Source organism: Halobacillus naozhouensis, assembly GCF_029714185.1.
Classification (GTDB): Bacteria; Bacillota; Bacilli; order Bacillales; family Halobacillaceae; genus Halobacillus_A; species Halobacillus_A naozhouensis.
The window spans coordinates 3034966-3059409 of record NZ_CP121671.1; the positions used below are offsets into that span (position 1 = coordinate 3034966).

The following is a 24444-nucleotide window of genomic DNA, read 5'->3' on the forward strand; positions in this document are numbered from 1 at the left end:
AAATGTTTTATTTATTATTCGCTTGCTTTTTCGTCATTTACTTAATAGCAGGCTATGTTACTCCACTGGAACTCTCTGCTTTTGCAGTGGTGTTATCTGTTGCTCTTATCTGTTCAAACCTATACATGTTCTTCAAAAGCCGAAAAGAAGAAAAAGAGAGATAACAATTCCCACCCCAAGGCATCCAAATACTGGATGACCTGAGGTGGGAATTTTTTGTAACTATGTTAAGATGTTTAACACAATTGGGATGGTAATGATACTCAAAAGTGTTGTTATGAGTGTAATACTGGATACTAGATCGGGTTTTGAGTCAAACTGCACAGCATACATAGTGGTCGTTGCAGCCGATGGCATCGCTGCTGATATAATTAAGACGTTAGCCATTAAATCACTCATTGGCAACAAGGCCGTTAACCCCCAGGCGATTAGAGGTGATCCTACTAGTCGCAATGTGGCTGAATAAGAAATTCTGCCCCATTCCAGATGTTTAACGGTAATATTGGCTAGCTGCATCCCTAACAGGATCATTACAGTTGGGATTGTAGCGTTCCCTACCAGCGAGACACTCGACATTAAATTCTCCGGAATCGAGATAGAAGAAAATTTCATAATCAGAGCAACAGCTACCGCATAAGTTGGGGGCATTTTTAGCACCGTTGCGATGGCCATCCGTATGCCTGCAGATCCCTTTGCTGCATAGTATACGCCAAAAAAGTTCATGACAATCTGCTGTAAAACCATGAAGGAAACAGAATACACAAATCCTTCCTCCCCAAAGGCAAACAGCACAATCGGAGCCCCATAATTCCCTGCATTCATAAATGCTGTAGAGAGGATCATGCCGCTTTCTACCGAAGTATCAAACTTCATAACTTTGGCCGCGATTTTATTTATTAATAGAATTAGAAAGAGCAATAGAATCGAAAATAACAGCATCATCAGATATGCGTTATTGAATTCAGCCTGATAGAACGTTTCAAAGACAAGACACGGGAGCATGATATATAACGCTACCGTAGACAGTGATTTAATTTCAAGGTGCAGAAACTTCTGCAAAATGAATCCTGCTATAAAGACAATGATGACAGGAAGTACAACTTGGAAGAATATCGTCATAGGCTAAGCCTCCAATAAAAAATTTGAACTCTATTAGTTTATCAAAAATCAAGTCATCATACATAATATGCCACCTCAGGTCATCCAATTTATGGATGACCTGAGGTGGCATATTTATCCTTTCTCTAATTATGCAGGATTTTGAGGATAAAAGGCGAATATAACTATGTCTTGGTATAAACTGAAATAGAGAGGATATTGTTATGGCAAACCCGAAACGAATATGGTTTCCTCATGCTAGCTATCACATTACGGCACGCGGGAATCGAAAAGCAGATATTTTCTACGCGGATCAAGATCGCTATTATTATCTGGAGCTCCTTGCCCAGAACAAACAAAGCTACCCCTTCCACCTTCACGCATATTGCCTCATGACCAACCATGTGCATTTGTTAATCGAAACGATTAACCACCCTCCTGGTATCTTTATGAAAGAAATTCATTCCAATTACGCGATGTATTTTAACAAGAAGTATGATTATGCGGGACATCTTTTTCAAGGTCCATACAAGGCGGATCTTCAAGATGATGTGAATGGAATGCTACAAGTCAGCCGTTATATCCACCTGAATCCTTGCCGCGCCAATATTTCGCCCACTCCTGAAGACTATCAGTGGAGCAGCTACACCCATTACATTTCCTCACACCCAACCAACACACTCGTAACGACCTCAAAATTACTTTCCTATTTTAAGACCCAAGCAGAATACGACTGGTTTGTGAAATTACCACTAAAAACCACCTCAAGTCATCCAGAATTTGGATGAACTGAGGTGGTAATTTTACCCTATGAATGGCTATTCTTTGAGCCAGACTTCTCCATTTTTATATTGTACTTGTTCTGGATAGCGAAGATCTGTGACTTCATCTTGAGTTTCCTGAGTCGGTGGTTTAGTAGCCAGCGAGACGATGATATTGGTTATAATCGCCGCACTTGCTCCAAATACCCCGGCTCCTGTATCGATGATTCCTAAAATCGTAAAGCCTCCGTACTTAGATGCGAAGATATAACTTAGCGTAACCGTTAAACCGACGATCATTCCAGCAACTACTCCCGGACCATTCGCGCGTTTCCACCATACCCCAAGGAATAAAGCTGGGAAAAAGGACCCTGAAGCTAAGGCAAATGCCCAGGCTACAATTTGTGTGATGGCTCCTGGCGGATTTAACGCAAGTAAACCTGCACAAACGGTTGCAAGAATAATCGACCATCTTCCTACCGCAAGTCGTTTCTTTTCACTGGCATTAGGATTGATGGACCTGAAATAGATATCGTGTGAAAGGGCTGCTGATATCGCAATCATCAGTCCTCCCGCAGTCGATAACGCCGCAGCCATGGCACCTGCAGCCATTAATCCAACAACAAATATACCTAAGTTCGCAATTTCAGGTGTGGCCATAACCACAATGTCATTGCTGATCATGATCTCTGTCCATTGCAAAATCCCGTCACTATTGCTATCAGCTAATGACAGCTCACCCGTATTGATCCACGGCTGCGTCCAGGCTGGCAGATTGCTCAATGAGGACCCCGCGACCTCTGTCATTAGGATAAATCGGGAAAAAGCAGCGTAGGCTGGCGCAGATAAATAAAGAAGCCCGATAAACAGAAGCGCCCATGCCCCGCTCCAACGTGCAGCTTTCATCGTGGCTACTGTATAAAAGCGAACAATTACATGCGGCAGTCCCGCAGTCCCCGCCATTAATGTAAACATTAACGCTAGAAATTGCCATTTTGTCGCCCCTGTAAAAGGAACAATATATTCAGTAATCCCAAGTTGTTTATCAAGGATTTGCAGCTCCTCAATAATTTGCCCATAAGATAACCAGGGAGCCGGATTCTGAGTCAGTTGCAATGACATGAAAATTACCGGGATCAAATAAGCAACGATCAGGACGAGGTATTGGGCCACCTGGGTCCATGTGATCCCTTTCATACCACCCATAGCAGAATAGAAAGCAATCAGCACAACCCCAATTAAAGTACCTGTCGTTGTGTTCACTTCAAGCAAACGTCCAATAACAACCCCTGATCCAGATAACTGGCCCACTGAATACGTAAAACTGATAATGATAGTAGCGATCGCAGCAATGATTCTAGCAGTATTGCTCCTATAGCGATCTCCGATAAACTCTGGGACCGTGTAACGGCCATATTTACGAAGCTGCGGGGCCAACAAGAAGGTTAAAAGCAAGTAACCGCCTGTCCAGCCCATTATATAGGCAAGTCCATCATAACCGAGGGCCATTACGGTACCGGCCATTCCAATAAAAGAAGCCGCGCTCATCCAGTCTGCGCCGATCGCCATCCCGTTAAATACAGGTGGCACCCCACGACCTGCCACATAAAAGTCTGAAGTAGCGCGCGCTCTGTTAAAAACCGCAATACCGATGTATAAAGAAAAAGTCGCGATTATGAGGATGAGAGATACAATAAACTGTCCATCCACAATATTTTCCCTCCATTAATGATCTTCTGTTCTATTGTTGGTATCAACAAACTCAGGATCAAAGCCAAATTTTTTATCAATCTTGTCGCTCATAACCGCATTTAAAAAAAGCAATATGATGAAAGTCAAAACTGCTCCTTGTGACCCCATATAATAGTGAAAAGGAATGCCCATAACAGTAATGGATGAAAGATCTCGTGCAAAAAATACGATTACGTAAGATGCTAAAAAGCCTATTGTTAAATAAATAAGAATCATGGTTGTTCGATATTTAAAATAAGCCTCTGCTTTAGCTGGATCCATTTTCTTCATCTTTACCACCTCCCTTCAACTAATAAAGGAACGTCAACCACGTAAATTAAAAATAAAGCGAACTGTATCCCAGAAGGGCATAGGAACCATGATTATTTTTACTAAAGCAAAGCTAAACAAGCTAAGTAACGGTACGAGCATAAAGATTATTTTCTTTCTTCTTAATGCAAGTACAACGGAAGCAACTGTAATAAGTGAAAGAATGATAACTGGCAACACGGCTAGTCCCCCTATTTTGTAATCGCTATCATTTTACGCAAAAGAAAAAGAGGTTATGATCCCCTCCTTTAAATTATTTTTTAAATTATTAGAATTTATAGAATATTATGTCTGATATTATTAGACATAAACCGATAAAAGTCAATCATGAAAAAAGTCCTATAAGATCCAAAAACCCCCACCTCAGGTCATCCAATATATGGGTGACCTGAGGTGGGGGTTTTTGGAATTTTATTCACTTTCGGATACGGAATGGATTGCTCTTCCTATGTGGCCGTTATGTTTGTCAAGCGAAGCATGTACTTCTTCTCCTTTTAAAGAGGTTAATAAAGCTAAAATAGCTGGTTTAACTGCACCATATTCATGAAGTACCTGTTCTGCTTTTTTTTCGGAAACACCCGTTGCCTCCATGATGATATGCTTTGAGCGAATTTGCAGTTTTTGATTAGTTGGCTGCAAATCAACCATTAAATTGCTGTACACTTTTCCTTGTTGAATCATGGTACCCGTCGACAGCATATTTAAGATTAACTTTTGTGCTGTTCCAGCCTTTAAGCGGGTCGAACCTGTGAGTATCTCTGGTCCTACCTCCGCAACCATCGTTAAATCTGCAGCCTCCTCCATATCTGATCCCAGAGAGCACACAATTGCCAGTACAAGTGCGCCATGGTCCTTAGCCTCTTTCATAGCTCCAATCGTATAAGGAGTCCGGCCACTCGCAGCAATACCTACGACTACATCCTGTTGATTAACGTTCTTCGCTTTAATGTCCAATCGGCCTTGTTCTACATCATCTTCTGCTCCTTCAAACGCACTTGTAATGGCTGCGGGGCCGCCAGCAATAAGTGCCTGAACATGTTCAGGATCTGCACTGAATGTAGGAGGACATTCTGAAGCATCAAGAACGCCGAGTCGCCCACTTGTGCCCGCTCCCACGTAAATCAAGCGCCCCCCTAACGACATCCGTTCGGTAATCCTGTCGATGGCGGTGGCAATCTGGGTGAGGATCTTTCCAATAGCTTGTGGTACATCACGGTCCTCCTTGTTCATTAACTTCACGATTTGCAAACTGCTAGCTTGATCAATCGTCAATGTACTCGCGTTTCTTTGCTCTGTAGAAATTTCCTTTATATTCATAGACAAATCCCTCTCTTATTCAATAATGCAGTGTGAAATATCCAAAACTACCGCCTTCCCTTTTTCCCAGCCAGTGAACAAGCCCCCATATATGCAGGCCGGGCAAGACGTTTCACCTCACGAAACGGGCAGGTAATTTTTTTAGTAAAAGCAGAAAAAAACCGTTCACTGCTTAGCAATACATTCCCTGCGACTACAAGTACGGCCTCTCCATCAAGCTCCATCCTGTCGTAGAGCTGCTCTACCTGTCCGGCAAGTCTACAAGCACCTTCCTGCAGCAGCAGCCATGCCTCCTGATCTCCCTTTATCGCCAATTGATCGATATATTCAGCAATAGCAGCGACACCTGATTTGCTCTGCGCATAAAACCATCCCTTTACCTCATTTACATCGCGAGCGTCCATATAGGCCATCATTTTTTCGCAAAAAGGTGTTCGGTTCAGGTCCATTTCAAGAGTATACAGCACACGTTGAACAGCAGACCTGCCAAGATCGTATCCCCCTCCTTCATCTCCAAGTAAGTGACCCCAGCCTCCTCTGATAAACAGCCTTTGGTTTTTCTTACCTGCATGGATCGTTCCCGTTCCTGAAATCGTAAGAATTCCCTCTTGATCGGGTAAACCAGCTTCATAAGCGAGCTCGGCATCACTGATGACATCTATTATCGGATTATTCCGCCACGTCCTCGGCAGCGTGAGTCTCTTTTTCAAAGTTTGATAGCCGGCCATACCGATGACGATATGCTGGATAGGCTGCTTCGATGCTTCCCTGCATGCTTCCATAACCACTTCAATATGCTTAAATGCTTTTTGCTCATCAATCAAGGGATTCCCATAACCTGAGTCAAAGGTAAAAAGCACCTCTTCTTCATCACTGATCAGCGCGCCTTTCGTTGCTGTTCCACCAGCGTCTATCCCAATAATCACTGATGTATCCCTTTGCAATGTTGAAGCCGCTTTTGTCTCATTACAGTTATTCGGGCTCTTTTTTTCATGAAAAACGCCTCCCACAGTATAATATTTCATATAATATAAAATTTTATTGAAATTTAATTTCATTATAGCATATACTTATTCTATGATGTAAGCGTTTTTATTTGCTAATATGTTTACAGGACTTCAGAATGAACAACTACAACAAACTGCAAATTTAGACTTTAGGAGGAATGGTCGTGGCCTACATATCCGGCGGACTCGCTATGTTAAGAAGTGTGGTAAACAGCCTCCCCACTTCTGAGCAAAAAATTGCCAACTACATTTTGTCTACCCCAGAAACTGTCGTAACAATGACCGTCAAACAGTTAGCTGAAGGCAGTAAGACAAGCTCCGCTGCTGTTATACGTTTATGTAAATCACTCGATTTAAAAGGATTTCAGGAACTAAAAATGAGAATTGCCGGGGATGTGCAAAAGCAATCCTCAGCAGAATACAGGGATATAAATGAGGGAGAGTCTGTTCACCACATCATCGGGCAAATGACACAGAATGGGATTCAAATTATAAAGGAAACCGAGGAAATGCTGCGCCTTGAAGATGTAGAAGAAGCTGTGGCAACCATTCATGAAGCAGGGTCCATTCACCTGTTTGGAATTGGTGCATCCGGTCTTGTGGCGGCAGATGGCCAACAGAAATTCCTGCGTGCCGGACGATATGCCTTTTGTTTACAGGACCCGCACATGGCCTATACTACACTATCCAATGTGAAAGAAAATGACGTCGCGATTGCTGTTTCATTTTCAGGGGAGACGAACGAGGTCATTCAATACTTGCGTCTGGCCAAAAAGAATGGCATGAAAACGATCAGCATTACTAAATATGGATCCTCAACAATATCCCAACTTGCTGAGATCCCTCTCTACACATCCGCAACTCAGGAGGCGATGATCCGAAGTGCTGCAACGAGTTCCAGGCTCGCCCAGCTTCACGTAGTGGATATTTTATTTATGAGCTATGTATCCAATTACTATGAAGAAGTCGTAGAATCCCTCGACCGCTCCCGAGCAGCAATAGACGAACAAAAATAAAATATATAACATGGAAAAAAACACCACCTCAGGTCATCCAATTTTTGGATGATCTGAGGTGGTTAATTTAGGTAATTTATTTGTGAAAGTCTGGGTGGGTGCCTTTGCCTTTTTTTACATGAATTCGGGCGACCATTGGGTCATGGTCACTGGCACGTCCAGTCGCTTCAGAAAAGTCAGCGTTAATATGAAGGGCATCAATTGCTGTATCTTTTACTAAATGGTCACTTACAAGAATGTGATCAAGGACTTGCGAATTCCCTTGATAAATATAGGAATAGCGATCTTCAGTCGGAAGTTGTTTAACCATATTAGTAAGATCGTCGCCCGCAAGTGTCTGTAGTGGATTTGAGAATACGAAATCATTCAGATCGCCTAGCACAACAACGTTTTCCCGCTTCACTTCTTCATCGATCTCTTCAACAAAGTCGTTAACAACTTCAGCCTGTTCGATACGCTGCTCTTCACTGCCGAGGACAACAGGATGTTCTGCTCCGAACAATGCACCATCACCGCCTTTTGAATTGAAGTGATTGGCAATCACGATCACTTTTTCACCATTAAACTTGAATTCTGCAGCCAGCGGCTTACGAGAATCATCAAACGCGTCATTCATTGGATCAATACGACCCGGGTTTAATGTCAAGCCATTCTCGTTCACATCAACAGCTTTGACCGCGTCGCCCTTCGGCTTATCAGTCAACGATACTCGCTCAGGATTATAAAGGAATCCGACACGAATATTCCCTCCTGGCTGACCGCCATCCATTTTATCAACCGGGTTAATGTTAATGAACTTATAACTTGGCCCTCCTGCTGCTTCAATTGCGTCAATCAGCGCTTGATAGCTTTCATCCGCAGCGATTGTTCCATCATCCTTCGGTCCATTATTATCCTGAATCTCAGTCAGCCCGACAATATCAGGACTGTTTAAATTCTTCACTAATGCCCCGCCTAAACGCGCTGCCTTCTCCGGATCACTTGCAGCGGAAAAGTTCTCAACGTTATAGCCAGCCACAGTCAGCTTCTGTTTCGAACTCTTAAGCTCTGTCACTTCTCGCTCTGTTCCACCATCCATCAATTCAGGGAAATCTCCCGTCGGACGAATCTTGAAGTTACTGTAATCATAGCTGACCACACCCGTGATCATTTCAGTAAAGTAATCCCCAGTAACTGCATTAATTCCAAGTCCGTCCACATCAATCAATAGACGCTCAGGATTATAATCATCCGGTGAAATCAACAAACCACCAGCACGTGTAAACAGCTGATCCTCACTTGTTTCACCGTACACTGCAAGCTCCTCATATTTTACCGGAGCCGCAACCGTAGCATCCTTAATCCCAATTAACATTCCTTCAAGACTTTCATAAAAATCCAAGCCATCTTCTTTTGCATCGAATGACTCCATGCCATCATTTTCAATCACTTCCGTAGGCTGCTGACGGTCAACGCCTAACACAACCGGGTTCGGAAGATCGGCTCCACCCTCAAGAACGCTAACTTCTGAAGCACTAATTTGTGTTGTTAATAAATCTTCTGCATCTGAATAGCCTTCTTCACGCCATTCAATCACTTCGCCAGCTACCTCAACATGTTCGCCTACTTCTGCTGTACCTGAGCGATCATACACATAGATCCCTTCAGATGTAGCCACATTGTTATCAGGATTAAGACTTTGCATGTAAAAACCATTTGGTCCCTCAAGTTTGGTGACGACGCCTTCTACACTTTTAACGACATTTCCTTCGTATGGGGAGGTATGACTCGCCCCCTGAATGTCATGAATTTCTACATCATCCAACGGTTTTAAAATCGTGTAATCAAAGGTGGCCACTGGACTTGCTACACCAGTTTCTTTTACAACAACCGCTTTTAGGGTTGTGTCCTGATTAATTGTGATTGGCTCCGTGTACTCTTGGCTGCTGGCAGTAGGTTTCGAACCATCTGCCGTATAATGGATTGTTGCGTTTGACTGAGCTGTATAAAGCTCTACTTTTTCCCCTTTTACCAGAGAACCTGAAGATGGATTTGCCTGAACAGCAAACACTTCTTTGACAATATCACGCTCGTTACGAGGGATAAGTTTGTATTCATTATAGCTGTAATTTACAACTCCAAAGATCTGTTCATACGTTTCTCCAACTTCCAGAGCATTCTCATCATTTGGGGTAACCGTAAATGTTCCTGAGGCATCCTGCACCGTGAAATCTCCGAAACTATTTTTGGATAGTACTTCTACTCCGCTCACCTGCACGAATTCTCCCTCAATTACTTCCCCTTTACCTTTAGAAAATTGCTGTGAAGTTACTTTTTGTGGAGCAGGAATACCTGCCTCCGTCGTTACGACTTCTACATTCGCTGACGAAGCAAGAATTTGCTGCATTCCATAATAATCAGAGAACTCACCTGTGGCGATCACTTCATCGCCTGCTTCTGCTGATAAACCAGGGACACGAACAATAATACCCCCCGTTTCATCCTGAATGTAAAGGTTCGTTTGACCGCCTGCTTCAAAAGCAGCTGTCGCAATCCCCTTCACTTTAACCGTTGATCCAGGTTCACTCGCCCGTGCCTCTTTAATGGATTGAACTTCTACGTCAGGAACATCCGGCATTTGATAGCTTCCTAGGTACTCTTTCGTATCTTTAGCATAGCTGTCCCATTCTTCTGCGGTTTCAAAGCCGTCTTCTAAATTTGTGTCTCCGGCAGTCACGGATTCCTTACGAATAAGGGTGACATCACCAGCAAACGATTCTTCACTGCCGATTTGACCGATAGAATCAACAACTACACCGTCTTTTTTCAGGACTACAGGATCATTTCCATTAAAATTTATTGCTGAATTGTTTGTAGCATCCGCACTCGCTAAAATCTCTTCATCTGCACGACTATTGGCCGCAACGAAAACTTCACCGCTGGAGAGCGTTCCTGACAATTCGAAGGTACCTGTGGGTTCCAGAGACCCGTTCGCATACATTTCAATTGTGTAGGCAGATAAATCTATTGAACTGCCTGTTCCGTTATAGATTTCAACCGCTTTATTATAACTGCTGCCTTCTATGTATTCTGAGATAAATAAATCGCTCGGTGCTTCCGCAGCATAACTTTGTGGTACCGCACTTATAAATGGACCTAACGCCAATACGGCGGCCAGACCAGTAACGACCGTCTTTTTAATACTCATTTCATTCCTCCTAAATATGTCATATAAATCTATCAATCTTCCCCAAGTATAAAAGATAAACTACTCACACATTTATCTTTTTTGTAAAATTTTCAAATTGAATCAATAGACACAACATAAGACGTCTGACCACTAGAACCATTCCCCCTAATTACATCCAATTTATGGATGACATGAGGTGGAATATACTTCCACCTCATGTCATCTGCCCAATCAGAATAATGGAATTTACCTCTGAAGCTCCGTAAAATAAGAAACGTATGATATTAATAATGAGGTGATAAATATGAAAATAGAGATTTGGTCGGACTTTGTTTGTCCCTTTTGTTATATTGGTAAGTGTCGCCTAGAGGAAGCGTTATCACAGATAGGTGCAGGAGAGCAAACTGAGGTCGCTTACAAGAGCTTTGAACTTGATCCCCAAGCGGAGAAAAACACAGGAATGACTAACGCTGAAAAGCTTGCAGCCAAGTATGGCAAGAGTCTTGAAGAAGCAAAGCAGATGAACAAAAACATGGAACAGCAAGCCTCAAGTGTGGGGCTAAAATACAATTTGGACACAGCAGTTCCTACTAATACATTTGACGCTCACCGCTTGGCTAAATTCGCAGAGAGTAAAGGAGTCGGTAAAGAAGCGACAGAACAGTTCTTCCAAGCTGTTCTCACGGATGGAAAGGACGTTGGTGATCACGATACACTTATCGAACTTGCAGAACACATAGGGCTTGACCGAGCTGAAGTCCATGATGTACTGGCTGGTGAGCAATTCGGGGAACTTGTTCGTGCGGAAGAAGCAGAAGCAAGGGAAATCGGCGTTCAAGGAGTTCCTTTCTTCGTCATTAACCGTAAGTATGCCATTTCTGGCGCCCAACCTACTGAAGTTTTTGTACAAAACTTACAAAAGATTATGGAAGAAGAACAACAATCCCCTTCTCTCCAAAATTTAACAAATAAAATCCAAGGAGAAGCCTGCACTGACGAAAACTGTGATGTTCCACCAAACAACAGCTAACACCAATTTGTTCCACCTCAGGTCATCCAGAATCTGGATGACCTGAGGTGGAAGTTTCTTTATATTATCGTAAGCTGGCGCGGTTGCGTCGGTATTCTTTTCTGGCAGGTGCTGTTTGGTGCAGCCTTATTTCTTCACTCGTTTCGGGGATAACCTGTGGAACTGGGGTCGGTTTTCCTTCTGAATCTACAGCAACCATCGTAAGAAATGACTCCGTTGTTAACATTTTCTCGCCATTTAATAAATCATCAGCAAATACCTTTACGTACACTTCCATTGAGGACTTCCCCGTTGAGGTGACACACGCTTCAAGTGTCAGCGCATCCCCTACTTTAGCAGAAGATAAGAAATCTACTGAATCAATTGAGGCCGTGACGACCACACAGTTACTATGTTTCATCGCAGTTAATGCAGCAATTTCATCGATATAAGCAAGCACTTTTCCTCCAAAAATCGTATCCAGATGATTGGTGTCTGGAGGCAGAACCAACCGTGTCTGTGTCATTTTTGAAACTTGCACTGGCAAAGCATTATCCATTTCCTTTTCCCCTCTTTCTGATCCATACGCATCTATGTACGCTGATTTTGACAAACCGTAGTAAACCACTTTCGAGCCATACGCAACAAAAAAACACCTTCCTAACGAAGATGTGAATTGTGTGCAGTCAAAATGGATCAGCAAGAAAAAGCTGATATCTCATTACGTAACACCCTCCTATCTCCCGTAGGAAAAAACATGTTCTTCTTTATGGCAGGTCTCCTGGCTAAGAATCAGCAGCTCTTTCTCCTTCCCGTTTCTAGTAGAAACAGTGGAATTTAGAAAGGCCTCCTCCTTACAGTGGCGGGACCGCGTTGGATTTGCACCAATCTTCCCATTTTCAGCTTCAATACGAAGCCACCATAAAGCCTATTCAGTTTTTTCGAGGGCCCTTGCCCTCTTTCTTTACTATTGATTAGAACAGGCCAGTTGTCAATTGATTTATGTATTGGTTATGTCAGAAGGTTTAGAAAAGATAGATCACAAAAAAGTAAAAGCCTAAAGTGGAGTCATCTAGGAGCCTACAATCTTACTATTGACCTTAAAAGGAAAGCGATAGCAAACGTTCCATTTAACCGCGCCATTGTGACCGCCATTTATGTAGATGCCAATGGAAAAGTCACTAAATAAAGGTTTGCAATAACACCCCTGTCCCAGTTCACTAACATGAGGCAGGGGTTGGTTTTTTACATCTATCGTACCCATTTCACGATCATTTTTATAAGGAAATAGCCAACACAAAAGGCTAAAAACCCAAGTACACTTATAGCAGCATCGTTAAACTCCATAGCTCCCCTGCCTGTAATCTTTTGCTGGATTTCCACAGCCAGCACAAAAACGAGAACCATAGATAGGGTGAACAAAAATGAAATAGCCGTAATGCTCCATTTAGCAAGCGCATGAAACAGGATGTCCACGAAGATCAACCCTATGATCCCCAGTATTCCAATAATCCAGAAATGGAGCTCCTTATCAGTTAGATTCCACCCAAATGACTGGGATAATCTTAAAAACAGATCGTGAAACATATTAACAATTTCAGCTAATAGTATAATCATTTCTTTCATAAACCAGCCTCCTTCCCCCTAATCATGGTAGCACACCCAAGCATCCCTCCCCCACCTCAGGTCATCCAATAAATGGATGACCAAATGGATGACCTGAGGTGGGGGTTTTTTCCAATCTTTCACTCATCACTTTTACAAGATTCGCCATTCCAAGTATAATAGATAATTAGTTCAATGCTATTTTACATTAATTGAGGTGGAGTTATGGGACGTAAAGAAATGAAGAAAAGGAAAAGAAAAAAGGGCCGCTGGTGGAAAATTGCCCTTCTCATTATTGTGCTCCTGCTCGTTGGGGGAGGCGTCTATGCATTCACGATTTTCAACAACGTTAAACAAACAGTTAATAGCAAACTTCACGAAGGCGTACCTTCTATAGATACAGAGATGACGGATAAAAAAGTCGATAATAAAGAACCCATCAACATCCTTTTGCTTGGTGTAGATGAGCGTGAAAATGATCAAGGACGTTCCGATACGATGATTGTGATGACCCTTGACCCAGCTAATGATCAAATGCAATTGGTTAGTATCCCCCGTGATACAAAAGTAAAAATTGCAGGGGATGGTCGTGTAACTCGGATTAATCATGCTTACGCTTATGGTGGAAGTGACATGGCCGTTAAGACCGTTGAAAACTTCCTTGATATCCATATTGATTATTATGTAACGATGAACATGGAAGGCCTGGCACAGCTAGTCAATGCCGTAAATGGCATTACTGTCCATAATGATATGGCCTTTACGCAGGACGGCTTCCAATTTCCAAAAGGCCAATTGCACCTCTCCGGCGAAGAAGCCCTAGCCTATGTGCGTATGCGTAAAGAAGACCCTAAAGGAGACCTTGGACGTAATCAACGACAGCGCCAGGTGATTCAGGGAGTCATTGATAAAGCTGCTGGATTAAATATGATCAATCAAATTGATGAAGTGATGAATGTATTAGGGAACAATATGAAAACAAATATGGAATTTAGCGATATGCGCCGGCTCGCCATGAATTATAGCAGCGCGCGTAAAAACATCTCTACTTACCAAATGTCTGGGAACCCAATTACTAGTTCTGGCATGTATCTAATAGAAATGCCTCAGCAGGAAATTCAAAAAACACACGACTTGATCGTCAATTTTGGATCTTAAATAGAGAAACCGTGTTCCTACTATAGTAGGAACACGGTTTCTCTATTTATTTTAATTGTTAATTTTAACTACCTCAAGTCATCCAAAAAATGGATGAACTGAGGTAGGGATTAGTGGATTAGATCTATACATACTTAACAAATTTTTATTCGTTAAATAACTTCAGCCCGTACCCCTCAAGAATCCTTTTTGGAACAAAGAAGCGTGCCGTTTTCAGTGGGTCAACAATTTGGCTTACCTGAACCTCGCCAGCCGCACTCATGAGCATCGTAAATTCAGCTAAGGTTAGATCTGTTTGTGGCTGCAATAGATCAATCATATTTTCTACCGCAAGATCCGCAGCCTCATCTAAACTTTCTCTAGAAACAAGTGATGCTGCACCTGCTTCATTTTCGATATAAGGATAATCAATCGAGTACCCCTTAATCACGTCTAATGTCAAAGTCACTTTCGCCGGAATTTCAACACCTGAGACACATACCTCACCGTCACCCATGGCCGCATGTACATCTCCTAATGAAAAAAGTCCGCCTTCCTGAAAAATAGGAAAATAAAGCGTTGCACCGGTAGTCACAAGCTTTGTATCCATGTTTCCACCATGAGCTCCTGGCGTCCCGCATGAGACACCTTCGTTTTCTGGAGCAACTCCAATCACGCCAATCATCGGTTGCAAAGGAAGAGTAACTTTATCATCAAATACCACTTCATTATCCTTTACTTCAACCATTTTAATTTGAAAATCATCTATTCGGTGTCCCATAACACCAAGTTTTGGACCTGTCGCCATCACACCTTTTTCGCCAAGCTCAATGTTATCTATTCTTACTTGCAAAATATCTCCTGCCTGAGCACCTTCCACATAGACCGGTCCAGTTGCCGGGTTAATTCGCTCCCAGTCAATACTCGTAAAAGTTGCATCCTCGGTTTGTATTTGATTCTCAAAACAATCATACGTATCCATGACTACCTGCTCACCAGCTTGAACCTTCAAAGCTGGTTTATTCTCCTTTCTCATCACATACACATAAGAATCTTTTGCCAACATCTGTACCATGACTTTCACCCTCTCCATTCCGTTAATCCCCATTTTAGCAGAATAAACAGGCAACTGAGGAAAAATTCCATAAAAAACCACCTCAGGTCATCCAATTTATGGATGACCTGAGGTGGGAATAAGTGGAACACACACCATAAGTGTTGTCATTATGTTCATCTTTAAACTAGTCTAAACCTAAACAAACATATACTTAAGTTTGTCGTTTCAAGCCCCTGCTTTTTTTCAATCCTCTACTGTTGTTCAAGAAAATTGCTGCAATGATTAGGACGACACCGAGCCATTGCAAAGCCGTGATCGACTCGGAGAGAATGAGGTTTGCCGAGACGAGAGCGACAGGAAGTTCAACCGCACTTAGCACATTAGCTAATCCATCTGATAAGTTTGGAGCGCCGAACGCAAAGAACAAGGGCGGGATAATAGCACCAAAAAAAGCAACTCCTCCCCCGACGATCCACAAATCTAAATCTCCAAATGGTAATGAAGGAATATCTTTCATAAAAGTAATGACAACTAAAATCAGCGAACCAGTCACCATGATTGCACTTCGAACCCAGGAAACAACCTCAACAGCAATTTGACCGCTAACAAATATAAATCCAGCATACGAAATTGCTGATAACATGCCAAAAACAAGGCCTATAGCAGGAAGTTTGATTACACTAGTGGTAAGAATATTGGAAGCAAAAAAAACACCAATCAATGTTACCGCTATTGAACAAATAGCGAGCAATGTTGGTTTCCTGCGATTGAATACCCATTCAAAGAAGATACCAATCCAGACAAATTGAAACAATAAAATAATAGCTAATGATGCAGAAAGATAATGGATTGCTCCATAATAAAAGATACTCGTTAACCCAACAAAGCTCCCCATCGCCATAATTTTAAACACCGATTTTGGATTTAAGCTTGTTGCCTTGGCACGAATGAGAAATACCATCCCCCATAGAACCACGAAAGCGATAAACATTTGGATGATGTTTATATCGCCAAGTGAATAGCCACTTCTGAACCCCAGCTTTACAAAGATAGGAGTAAACCCAAAGCTCCCTGCCCCTAACAACACAAATAATATCCCTTTATTCCTAGACATCCGTAACAACGCTCCTCCCATAACCCCCCATTTTATCATAAAAGATCCGAACCCCATGTAAAAAATATCCACCTCAGGTCATCCAAATAATGGATGACCTGAGGTGGATATTTTTCTCAGTTATGTTTAAGTTGTTTCATGGATAGGGTACTTAGATAATATAGTTTACATCAATCATGCTAACCAATTTTTATGTACATACAATTCATTATTCAATCACAATACCAGTAAACCCTTGCGACAACCAAACCAGGAAATGATGACTCTTAAACTTTAGTTGAAGGTCGTTCTGTCCATAAGCCACAACATCATTAAAGGAGGCCTATATAATGGCGACAAATAATCGTGCTGTAGCCTATAACGGTGAAGGAAGCGTTGTAGTAAAGGATATTGATTTTCCAGAGTTAGTTTTAAGAGATGGTCCTGGTGTTAATCCAGCTAATGTGGGACGCAAATGTGAACATGGGGTGATTCTGAAAGTAGTATCAACAAATATTTGCGGAAGCGACCAGCACATGGTTCGGGGACGCACTACAGCGCCAGAAGGATTAGTCCTTGGTCATGAAATTACTGGTGAAGTCATTGAAACGGGAAGAGACGTTGAATTTGTACACAAAGGAGATCTTGTTTCCGTTCCCTTTAATATTGCCTGCGGACGCTGTGTTAACTGTATTGAAGGAAAAACACATATTTGCCTTAACGTAAATCCAGACCGTCCTGGTTCCGCTTACGGGTATGTCGACATGGGCGGCTGGGTCGGCGGACAAGCCGAATACGTAATGGTTCCCTATGCAGACTTCCAGGTGTTGAAATTTCCTGATAAAGACCAGGCAATGGAGAAAATGCTTGACCTGACAATGCTCTCTGATATCTTCCCAACTGGTTTTCACGGGGTGTATTCAGCGGGCGTCCAAATAGGCTCAACTGTTTATTGCAGGAGCAGGACCCGTCGGATTAGCCGCTGCCCACTCAGCACAGCTCCTGGGCGCATCAGTCGTCATCGTCGGCGACTTAATTGAGGAACGACTTGAGCAGGCACGCAGTTTCGGTTGTGAAACGATTAATATTAGTAAGCATGACAATATTTCCGAACAAATCGAACAAATTTTAGGAGTGCCCGAAGTCGATGCTGCAGTGGATTGCGTTGGATTTGAAGCGCATGGACATAGTCATGAGGAAGCACCTGCCGTTGTCTTGAACTCTATTATGGAAGCCACAAAAGCAGGCGGAGGACTGGGAATCCCCGGTCTATATGTCACAGAAGATCCAGGAGCCTCAGACGAGGACGCACGCCAAGGTGCATTGAAACTCAATTTTGGCTTAGGATGGGCAAAAGCTCAATCCTTTGTAACCGGACAAACTCCCGTCATGCGTTATCACCGAGAATTGATGCAAGCTATCTTAAACGGCAAGGCAGACATTGCTAAAGCTGTTAATGCTACGGTCATCGGACTTGAAGACGCGCCGAAAGGATACAGTGAATTCGACAGTGGAGTCCCAAGAAAATTTGTCCTCGATCCCCATGGATTACTAAGAAACTAACAAAAAACCTCCTTCGCCTGTAATTTGGCGAGGGAGGTTTTACTTACATGAATTACCACCTCAGGTCTTACATTCATTTCCATTACAAAATTGGCTCAAAGTGATGGAGGTGTGATTTCCAAAGGTGGCCATTACGATGTACATACACAACTGCTTCTTCAAACGTACCTGGGGAAAATTGTGCCGGCAATTCTGCTGGCATCCTTTCCTCCCCGCTAAGCAGTTCATACACAAATTCATTTCGGGAGTTCGCTGATTTTAATTCAAACGTACTATCGTTACGATCCATCCCTAATAAGATTTTTAATAAAGCAATGGTAAACATTCGCTCCGTGGACATCTCATTAGGGAACAAGTCAAGTAATTTTTGTAGATCAAAATACCTTTCCCTTTCAATATACAGTGGGATTAATTGCGAGCGTATGCCTTGATTATCATTAGGATTAAGTTCGATCAGATCTTCATAAGAGTCAATGGCATTATTCTGTTCACCCTTTTCTTCATATAACTCTGCCAAAAACTCGATTGCTCGCAAAAATGGTCGCGCCTCTATGACTTGCCAAAGGATAGCATCTTCTCCATCGTCCCACTCTCCCAAACGACGATAACCAGTATCAACGGCTTCTAACACAAATATGAGTTTTTCTGCCATAACGTTTGTAAACTCTGCTCTTAAAGCAAGTCCATCTATATTATTCTCATCCAACGACAATGCTTCATTTACTAGCCTTCTTTTCTCTTCCTTATCTTCTGTTTCATAAGCTTCGTATGCCTTAATCTGTGCAAGTTCTGTATCATTTGCAGGAACAAACGGATCATTCCTATGATGATTCATATTAATATCATCGATCGAATCGAAATTCATTTGTTCTACCTTTTTATTCAGTTCATATGTGCTTCTTTCAACGCCTATTTGAACACCAGGAGCATAGTAATGAAACACCGGTCCTTCATTAAAGCCCTCATAACTCATAATCAGTTCGGAAAAGAATTCTTCTAATTCCTGGTGCCGTTTAGAAATACTGTTTGGGCTGATCCCATATTTTTCGGCCACACCTTTTTGCGTAACCATTCGCCCTCCCCCTAAAGAAGGGACATCATAGAAAAAGTATTCAAGGGTTGCTGCAAATACCGCCGGTTTTCTTATAATCGGATCCTGTTCCTCGCAAAACCTCAGCCATAAGCCTTTCAGTGTTAAATAGGCTTCAAGCTGCTGGTCAGTTACATCTACATGTTTATCAAGAAGCATAATTACTTCATTTTGCTGAAGCGTTAAATCCCAGTCATCTTCTAAAGACTCGACATCTTCCATATAAAGCCACTTAGGGAATTGATCTAGAAAAGTGTGATGTAAGTAGCCACTAAGCTCAACAGCCTTTGATTGTGCGTTGAACTCTGCTTCTACTCCAGAAATAAAATAATCATAACCTGATTTTGTATTTGGCAGTGCAAGAGGTATAAAATTATAAAAACTTCCCCAATTCATTAAAATGCCCATGTAATATGGGAAATCTTGAAGATCTTCGTTGTCCAGTGGAATTCGTTCTCTTCCTACTTTGAATTGTCCTCCATTTAGGGCATCTTCAACATATACAAATTCATCAGAATCTTCTTCTAAAAGGCGAAAGACACTCGGACATGAAGATCCCCAAGTCTCAAGAGCCTTCGTTGTAGCTGGCCGAAGCATTGATTTCTTCTTTTGTTTAAAAAAGTGTTGAAATACAGTTTGTCCATCAGTCTGGGGCACGAATAGTCCTTTATAAAGAAGGTGAACAAAGTGTTCAATCTCTTCTTCTTGAGATGAAGCTTTCGTGGAGGGGAATAAATGAGGGTAATTATCATACATGTAATCCTGAAACTGAAGTAAATAACGGTCCAATTCCTCTTCAACTTTTTTCGAAGGGAATTCAATGACGTTCGTTTTCCCGTGACACTTTTTATATTTCTTGCCACTTCCGCAAGGACATGGATCATTTCTACCGACCTTCTCCATATAAAATCTCCTCTCTTACAATACTCTATCATCTATTATATAGGTTTTTTTCAAGTAAGGAAAAACAATAAAACCCATACATTTACAAATATAACCACCTCAGGTCATCCAATATTTGGATGACCTGAGGTGGAAGATTAATCCATTATTTTGTTCTGTAATATTGATAAAGAGCTTGGGTTCCGCTGTTGGCGTAGCCGTCCGCTGAAATTCGATCATACAATTGTTTGGCGAGTTTTAATCCAGGGAGGTCGATTTCCATTTTTTCTGCGGATTCAATTGCGATTTTCATATCTTTAATAAAATGCTTAATGTAAAATCCTGGCTCCAAATCACCTTTGATGACCCGAGGAGTGAGGTTACTTAATGACCAACTTCCTGCAGCGCCCCCGCTAATACTCTCAAGTACAGTGGATGGATCAAGTCCCGCAGCCTCAGCATAGATCAATGCTTCGGATACACCCATCATATTTGAAGCAATAGCTATCTGATTGCACATTTTTGTAAATTGGCCAGCCCCTGCAGGCCCTTGCAACACGATTTGATCTCCTAATATGTTCAGAATAGGCTGAATGTATTCCAGTGCCTTCTCTTCCCCTCCGACCATAATCGAAAGTGTTCCTTGCTTCGCTCCAACATCACCACCCGACACCGGGGCGTCCAAAGCAAGTGAACCGCGTTCCCCAGCTGTTTGATTAATTTTCTTCGCAAGGTCCGGAGAGGATGTCGTCAAATCAATCAAATAGGTCCCTGCAGCAGCGTGTTCAAGGATCCCGTTCTCTCCATAATAAACCCCTTCTACATCTGACGGATAGCCGACCATTGTAAATATAATGTCTGATTCCATAGTCAAACTTCTAACATTATCCTGCCAGTGGGCACCTTTCTCAATCAACTCTTCCGCCTTCGAAGGTGTCCGAGTATATACATTTACTTGATAACCCTCATCCAGCAAGCGGTTTACCATACTTTTCCCCATAACCCCTGTACCGATCCAGCCGATTCTAGCATTCTTCAATTCTTTCATTTCCAATCCTCCCTTTGCTTTTATGTAATAAAAAGGCAAGACTCTTCTTCTGAGTCCTGCCTGTCCACTTGTTATTTAAGACTTCTGGTAATTTAAATCCCAGGTCACCCCAAAACGGTCCTTTACCTTGGCAAACGTCGCCCCCCAGAATGTATCCTGAAGCTCCATATGCACTGTACCGCCTTCACTCAAACGGTTATAAACTGTATTGATTTCATCTTCATGATCTAGCTCTAACGCTAAGGAGATCAGGTTACCTGCTTCAGAAGTGCTTCCCGGAAACGTATCGGAAACCATAAAGAAAAGTCCGTCTTTTGTAAAACGGGCATGCATAATTCTGTCATCCGCTTCAGGAGGTGTATCAAAATCAGCCTCCCCAAATGTTTGAACATCTGTTATTTCACCTTCAAAAACACTTTTGTAAAAGTCCAGCGCCTCTTTTGCATTTCCGTTAAACGTAAAGTAAGGATTAGCTTGTTTTTGCATTCAATTATCGCTCCTTTTTACTTTATTTTATCATAATTAAAGGGAAGGCAAACCTTCCCTCTACGAACTGTACTCCTTAATCATGTCATGTGTCTTCTTCACTTCAGACTGCGGCACTTGCAGATAGTAAATATCGTTGATTCTGGTGCCCTGCCCAGTCATCTGGTACGTCGTCAAGTTCTTCCTGGCACTCCGATAATTCATGGCTAGATTCCTCATATCCTCAAACTTCATATTGGTTGCCACGTTTTCCCCGAAGACATCCATAATTGAACCAATATTATTCACAATATTAATCGATGAACCTTTATCAATAACACCTTGAATTACCTGGCGCTGCCGTTCATTTCGCCCAGCATCTCCCTGAGGGTCGTCATAACGCATACGCACCCATGCAAGGGCTTCTTTCCCTTCAAGCGTAATTTGACCTTCTGGAAAACTGTAACCTCCCTGGGAAAAAGAAAAGTCATTTTGCACAGTAATCCCGCCCACTAGATCAACCATCTGAGATAAGCCTTCCATATTCATTCGCACATAGTAATCCAGACTTATATTCAGGAAATTTTCTACTGTGTTGACAGACATATCGCTGCCGCCAAATGCATAGGCGTGATTAATTTTATCCATGATTCCTTTTCCGACAATTTTTGTCCGGGTATCTCTGGGAATACTGACCATCTGCATACGGTTATCGGCTGGGTCTAGTGTCATCACAATCATCGTATCGGAACGTCCGGTGTCATGTTCTCGTTCATCTACACCGAGTAGCAAAACATTTATTGGCTTTTGCGCTTCCACTTTCTTTTTGGTAACTTGATGATCAATGCCTGAAACCTTTTTATGGATTTCACTATCGACCGTTGTTTTAACATTATGATAGATGGAATATAAATAAGCAGCACTGCCCGCCGCTATAAGTAAGACTACCGCTAGTGAAATCCATAACCACTTCTTTTTCTTTTTATGTCTATCTTTTCGCGTTGCCATTTCTACACCCCTTTGCCCTTAACCCTACCAATACCGAATATTCTCTGTTTTACAACACTATTATACATTATTTCTGAGTATTTATTTTACACGTTTCCTTGCATTTTGCAAAATTTAGATAAAATGTTTTACTACCCAAGTTTTATAGATAGATATGAAAAAGCTGCACCATGTGATCTCACTTCACAAGGTGCAGCTTTTTTATAAAAAAGGTGTTACAGAACACCCTTCATTAACTTAGAAATCTTAGGTGAGAAGAGAAACAAGATAACACCTAATAAGATTGAAACTCCTCCAAGAATACCAAAGTAAGCAATCTCAGTGTTAATATTGTAAAGTTTCACAAGCTGAGCGTTCATCGCTTGTCCTGCTGCATTAGAAAGAAACCATAGGCTCATTGTTTGTGAGGCAAAAGCTGCAGGCGCCAGTTTAGTTGTGGCTGACAAGCCCACAGGAGATAATAGCAATTCCCCAATGACAACTATAAAGAAACTGAGCACAAGCCATAATGGATTGACTAAATTATCCCCATTGGTTAACGCAGGAATAACCAAGACAAGGAAAGAAATTCCGGCAAACATTAAACCGAATGCAAACTTCTGTGGTGTGCTTGGCTGTTTTCTTTTTAAGCGAATCCATAACCAAGCAAATACAGGAGCCAGGAAGATAATAAATAATGGATTTAAAGATTGGAACCATGAAGATTGAATACCCAGCCCACTAAAGCTTAAGTCTACACGCTGGTCTGCATACTGAGCTAAAATAATGGATCCTTGCTCCTGGATAGACCAAAACATCATTGACGCGACAAACAAAGGAATGTAGGCAAGCAATCTTGATTTTTCGTTTTTCGTTGTTTTTTTATTTCGATACATAATAATAAAATAAGCCGTTGGAATAGAGAGACCTAGAAAACTGACAAGATATGTTAAGCGATTGATCGTCATGATCCCGGTCGGAATAGTTATAGCAAAAAAGGCAATTACAATGGCTGCACCGATACCTGCTCGTTTGTATGTCTTGCCGCGTTCCACTTTCGTTAATGGATTAGGAACATTCTTCCCTGCTAAACCAAGGTACTTTTTCTTCGTCACCATAAAGGTAAGTAATCCAAAGAACATACCAACAGCAGCGATAGCAAATCCTGCATGAAAGTTAAACTCCTGTCCAACTGTTCCTACGATTAAAGGAGATAAGAAGGCTCCAAGGTTAATCCCCATATAAAAAATGCTGAAACCTGAATCTCGGCGATAATCCTCAGGTGCATATAGATCTCCCACCACATTAGATACGTTTGGTTTTAATAAACCTGTACCTATAATGATCAGAGCCATTGAAATGAAAAAGGCCGTTAAACTGCCTGGCAAAGATAAAGCTATGTGTCCAAACATAATGAGGACACCGCCATAAAACACAGTGGATGTCCCACCTAGCAATCTATCAGCAATCCAACCTCCGATTATTCCTGACATATATACGAGTGCCCCGTAAATAGCCATAATAGAAGCCGCGGTTCCCTCATCTAACCCGAGGCCGCCCTTTGATACTTCATAATACATATAGAATAATAGGATTGCGCGCATTCCATAATAGGAAAAACGTTCCCAGAATTCGGTGAAGAATAAAGTAAACAATCCTTTAGGGTGACCAAAGAACCCTTTTTGAGGAACACTGTTTACGATTTCCTCCTTGCTGTAATGAGCCACGATTTTTAACCTCCTTGATGTATAAGCAGGTAATGCATGTGAACATAACATTACCACTTAAAGGAATTTTCAGAAAATTATTTGTCGAAATTCCTCTAGCATTGTAAAATTATATTCCTACTAGCAGGTAAAAATCAATCGATTGTAATAAATTCCAAATAGGGATTATTTTCAAACTAAAGAGAATTATTTTTCACTTAAGGTCTATCCTCCTATGTGCAAGAAAATAAAACTATCTCAGAAACCCTGTATGTAAACCAAAAGACTCCTTTTCTAGAGGTCCGAAGTCATATGTTAATTTCCAGAACTCCATTAAAAAAACCGTTCCTGTAAAAGAACGGTTTTAGATCAT

21 protein-coding genes, 1 pseudogene and 1 riboswitch are annotated in these 24444 nt (G+C 41.8%); of the genes and pseudogenes, 6 read left to right on the plus strand and 16 right to left on the minus strand.

The features are described 5' to 3' along the window. Window positions 1-2: 2 nt before the first annotated feature. A complete protein-coding gene (locus P9989_RS15895; protein ID WP_283075845.1) occupies window positions 3-164 on the plus strand; it encodes a hypothetical protein in 162 nt (53 codons plus the stop codon). Window positions 165-222: 58 nt separating this feature from the next. Here the strand turns inward: P9989_RS15895 and P9989_RS15900 are convergent, their stop codons facing one another. Continuing rightward, window positions 223-1119 (minus strand): AEC family transporter, encoded by an 897-nt coding sequence (locus P9989_RS15900; protein WP_283075846.1) that lies wholly within the window; start codon window positions 1117-1119, stop codon window positions 223-225. Between the two features lie 203 nt (window positions 1120-1322). Here P9989_RS15900 and P9989_RS15905 point away from each other — a divergent pair, with 203 nt between their 5' ends. After that, the gene (locus tag P9989_RS15905; RefSeq protein WP_283075847.1) at window positions 1323-1886 is read left to right on the plus strand and encodes a transposase; all 564 of its coding nucleotides are present in this window, start codon (window positions 1323-1325) and stop codon (window positions 1884-1886) included. 30 nt (window positions 1887-1916) lie between these two features. Here P9989_RS15905 and P9989_RS15910 read toward each other — a convergent pair whose 3' ends face one another. From P9989_RS15910 to P9989_RS15930, 5 genes are all read right to left on the minus strand, one after another. Beyond that, on the minus strand, window positions 1917-3569 hold the full coding sequence (locus P9989_RS15910) for a sodium:solute symporter family protein (RefSeq protein WP_283075848.1): 1653 nt from the start codon (window positions 3567-3569) through the stop codon (window positions 1917-1919). A gap of 15 nt (window positions 3570-3584) precedes the next feature. Next, the gene (locus P9989_RS15915) at window positions 3585-3881 is read right to left on the minus strand and encodes a DUF4212 domain-containing protein (RefSeq protein ID WP_283075849.1); all 297 of its coding nucleotides are present in this window, start codon (window positions 3879-3881) and stop codon (window positions 3585-3587) included. Between the two features lie 33 nt (window positions 3882-3914). Next, window positions 3915-4100: a hypothetical protein gene (locus P9989_RS15920; RefSeq protein WP_283075850.1), complete on the minus strand. Its 186-nt coding sequence runs from the start codon at window positions 4098-4100 to the stop codon at window positions 3915-3917. 231 nt (window positions 4101-4331) lie between these two features. Further along, window positions 4332-5237 carry an N-acetylmuramic acid 6-phosphate etherase gene (murQ, locus tag P9989_RS15925; RefSeq protein WP_283075851.1) on the minus strand — a complete coding sequence of 302 codons (906 nt, stop codon included), beginning with the start codon at window positions 5235-5237 and terminating at the stop codon, window positions 4332-4334. Window positions 5238-5284: 47 nt separating this feature from the next. Beyond that, window positions 5285-6295 (minus strand): BadF/BadG/BcrA/BcrD ATPase family protein, encoded by a 1011-nt coding sequence (locus P9989_RS15930; protein WP_283075852.1) that lies wholly within the window; start codon window positions 6293-6295, stop codon window positions 5285-5287. A 113-nt stretch (window positions 6296-6408) separates the two neighbouring features. Between P9989_RS15930 and P9989_RS15935 the strand changes: the two genes are divergently transcribed. Then, complete coding sequence (locus tag P9989_RS15935; RefSeq protein ID WP_283075853.1) at window positions 6409-7260, plus strand: MurR/RpiR family transcriptional regulator; 852 nt, start codon at window positions 6409-6411, stop codon at window positions 7258-7260. Between the two features lie 76 nt (window positions 7261-7336). Here P9989_RS15935 and P9989_RS15940 read toward each other — a convergent pair whose 3' ends face one another. Further along, window positions 7337-10447 (minus strand): DUF8508 domain-containing protein, encoded by a 3111-nt coding sequence (locus P9989_RS15940; RefSeq protein WP_283075854.1) that lies wholly within the window; start codon window positions 10445-10447, stop codon window positions 7337-7339. A 286-nt stretch (window positions 10448-10733) separates the two neighbouring features. Here P9989_RS15940 and P9989_RS15945 point away from each other — a divergent pair, with 286 nt between their 5' ends. Next, window positions 10734-11459, plus strand: coding sequence for a DsbA family oxidoreductase (locus P9989_RS15945; protein WP_283075855.1), 726 nt, complete (start codon window positions 10734-10736; stop codon window positions 11457-11459). A gap of 64 nt (window positions 11460-11523) precedes the next feature. On the opposite strand, the gene P9989_RS15950 is transcribed toward P9989_RS15945, so the two are convergent. After that, entirely contained in the window at window positions 11524-11997 is a 474-nt protein-coding gene (locus tag P9989_RS15950) for an acyl-CoA thioesterase (RefSeq protein WP_283075856.1), read from the minus strand. Between the two features lie 195 nt (window positions 11998-12192). After that, window positions 12193-12377: riboswitch (cobalamin riboswitch) on the minus strand. 312 nt (window positions 12378-12689) lie between these two features. Next, window positions 12690-13064 (minus strand): hypothetical protein, encoded by a 375-nt coding sequence (locus P9989_RS15955; protein ID WP_283075857.1) that lies wholly within the window; start codon window positions 13062-13064, stop codon window positions 12690-12692. 204 nt (window positions 13065-13268) lie between these two features. Here P9989_RS15955 and P9989_RS15960 point away from each other — a divergent pair, with 204 nt between their 5' ends. Continuing rightward, the gene (locus tag P9989_RS15960; protein WP_283075858.1) at window positions 13269-14201 is read left to right on the plus strand and encodes an LCP family glycopolymer transferase; all 933 of its coding nucleotides are present in this window, start codon (window positions 13269-13271) and stop codon (window positions 14199-14201) included. Between the two features lie 145 nt (window positions 14202-14346). Here the strand turns inward: P9989_RS15960 and P9989_RS15965 are convergent, their stop codons facing one another. Together P9989_RS15965 and P9989_RS15970 are read right to left on the minus strand one after the other, a co-directional pair. Beyond that, window positions 14347-15255: an acetamidase/formamidase family protein gene (locus tag P9989_RS15965; RefSeq protein ID WP_283075859.1), complete on the minus strand. Its 909-nt coding sequence runs from the start codon at window positions 15253-15255 to the stop codon at window positions 14347-14349. 193 nt (window positions 15256-15448) lie between these two features. Further along, window positions 15449-16351, minus strand: coding sequence for an EamA family transporter (locus P9989_RS15970; protein ID WP_283075860.1), 903 nt, complete (start codon window positions 16349-16351; stop codon window positions 15449-15451). A 329-nt stretch (window positions 16352-16680) separates the two neighbouring features. On the opposite strand from P9989_RS15970, the pseudogene fdhA reads away from it, so the two are divergent. After that, window positions 16681-17893 (plus strand): annotated as a pseudogene (gene fdhA / locus P9989_RS15975) (formaldehyde dehydrogenase, glutathione-independent). 82 nt (window positions 17894-17975) lie between these two features. On the opposite strand, the gene P9989_RS15980 reads toward fdhA, so the two are convergent. The 5 genes from P9989_RS15980 to P9989_RS16000 form a co-directional block, all read right to left on the minus strand. Beyond that, the gene (locus P9989_RS15980; protein WP_283075861.1) at window positions 17976-19886 is read right to left on the minus strand and encodes an SEC-C metal-binding domain-containing protein; all 1911 of its coding nucleotides are present in this window, start codon (window positions 19884-19886) and stop codon (window positions 17976-17978) included. Window positions 19887-20031: 145 nt separating this feature from the next. Then, window positions 20032-20913 carry an NAD(P)-dependent oxidoreductase gene (locus P9989_RS15985; RefSeq protein WP_283075862.1) on the minus strand — a complete coding sequence of 294 codons (882 nt, stop codon included), beginning with the start codon at window positions 20911-20913 and terminating at the stop codon, window positions 20032-20034. 75 nt (window positions 20914-20988) lie between these two features. After that, on the minus strand, window positions 20989-21399 hold the full coding sequence (locus P9989_RS15990; RefSeq protein ID WP_283075863.1) for a VOC family protein: 411 nt from the start codon (window positions 21397-21399) through the stop codon (window positions 20989-20991). 60 nt (window positions 21400-21459) lie between these two features. After that, on the minus strand, window positions 21460-22386 hold the full coding sequence (locus tag P9989_RS15995) for an LCP family glycopolymer transferase (protein ID WP_283075864.1): 927 nt from the start codon (window positions 22384-22386) through the stop codon (window positions 21460-21462). Between the two features lie 215 nt (window positions 22387-22601). Continuing rightward, window positions 22602-24092: a peptide MFS transporter gene (locus P9989_RS16000; RefSeq protein WP_283075865.1), complete on the minus strand. Its 1491-nt coding sequence runs from the start codon at window positions 24090-24092 to the stop codon at window positions 22602-22604. Window positions 24093-24444: the final 352 nt, after the last annotated feature.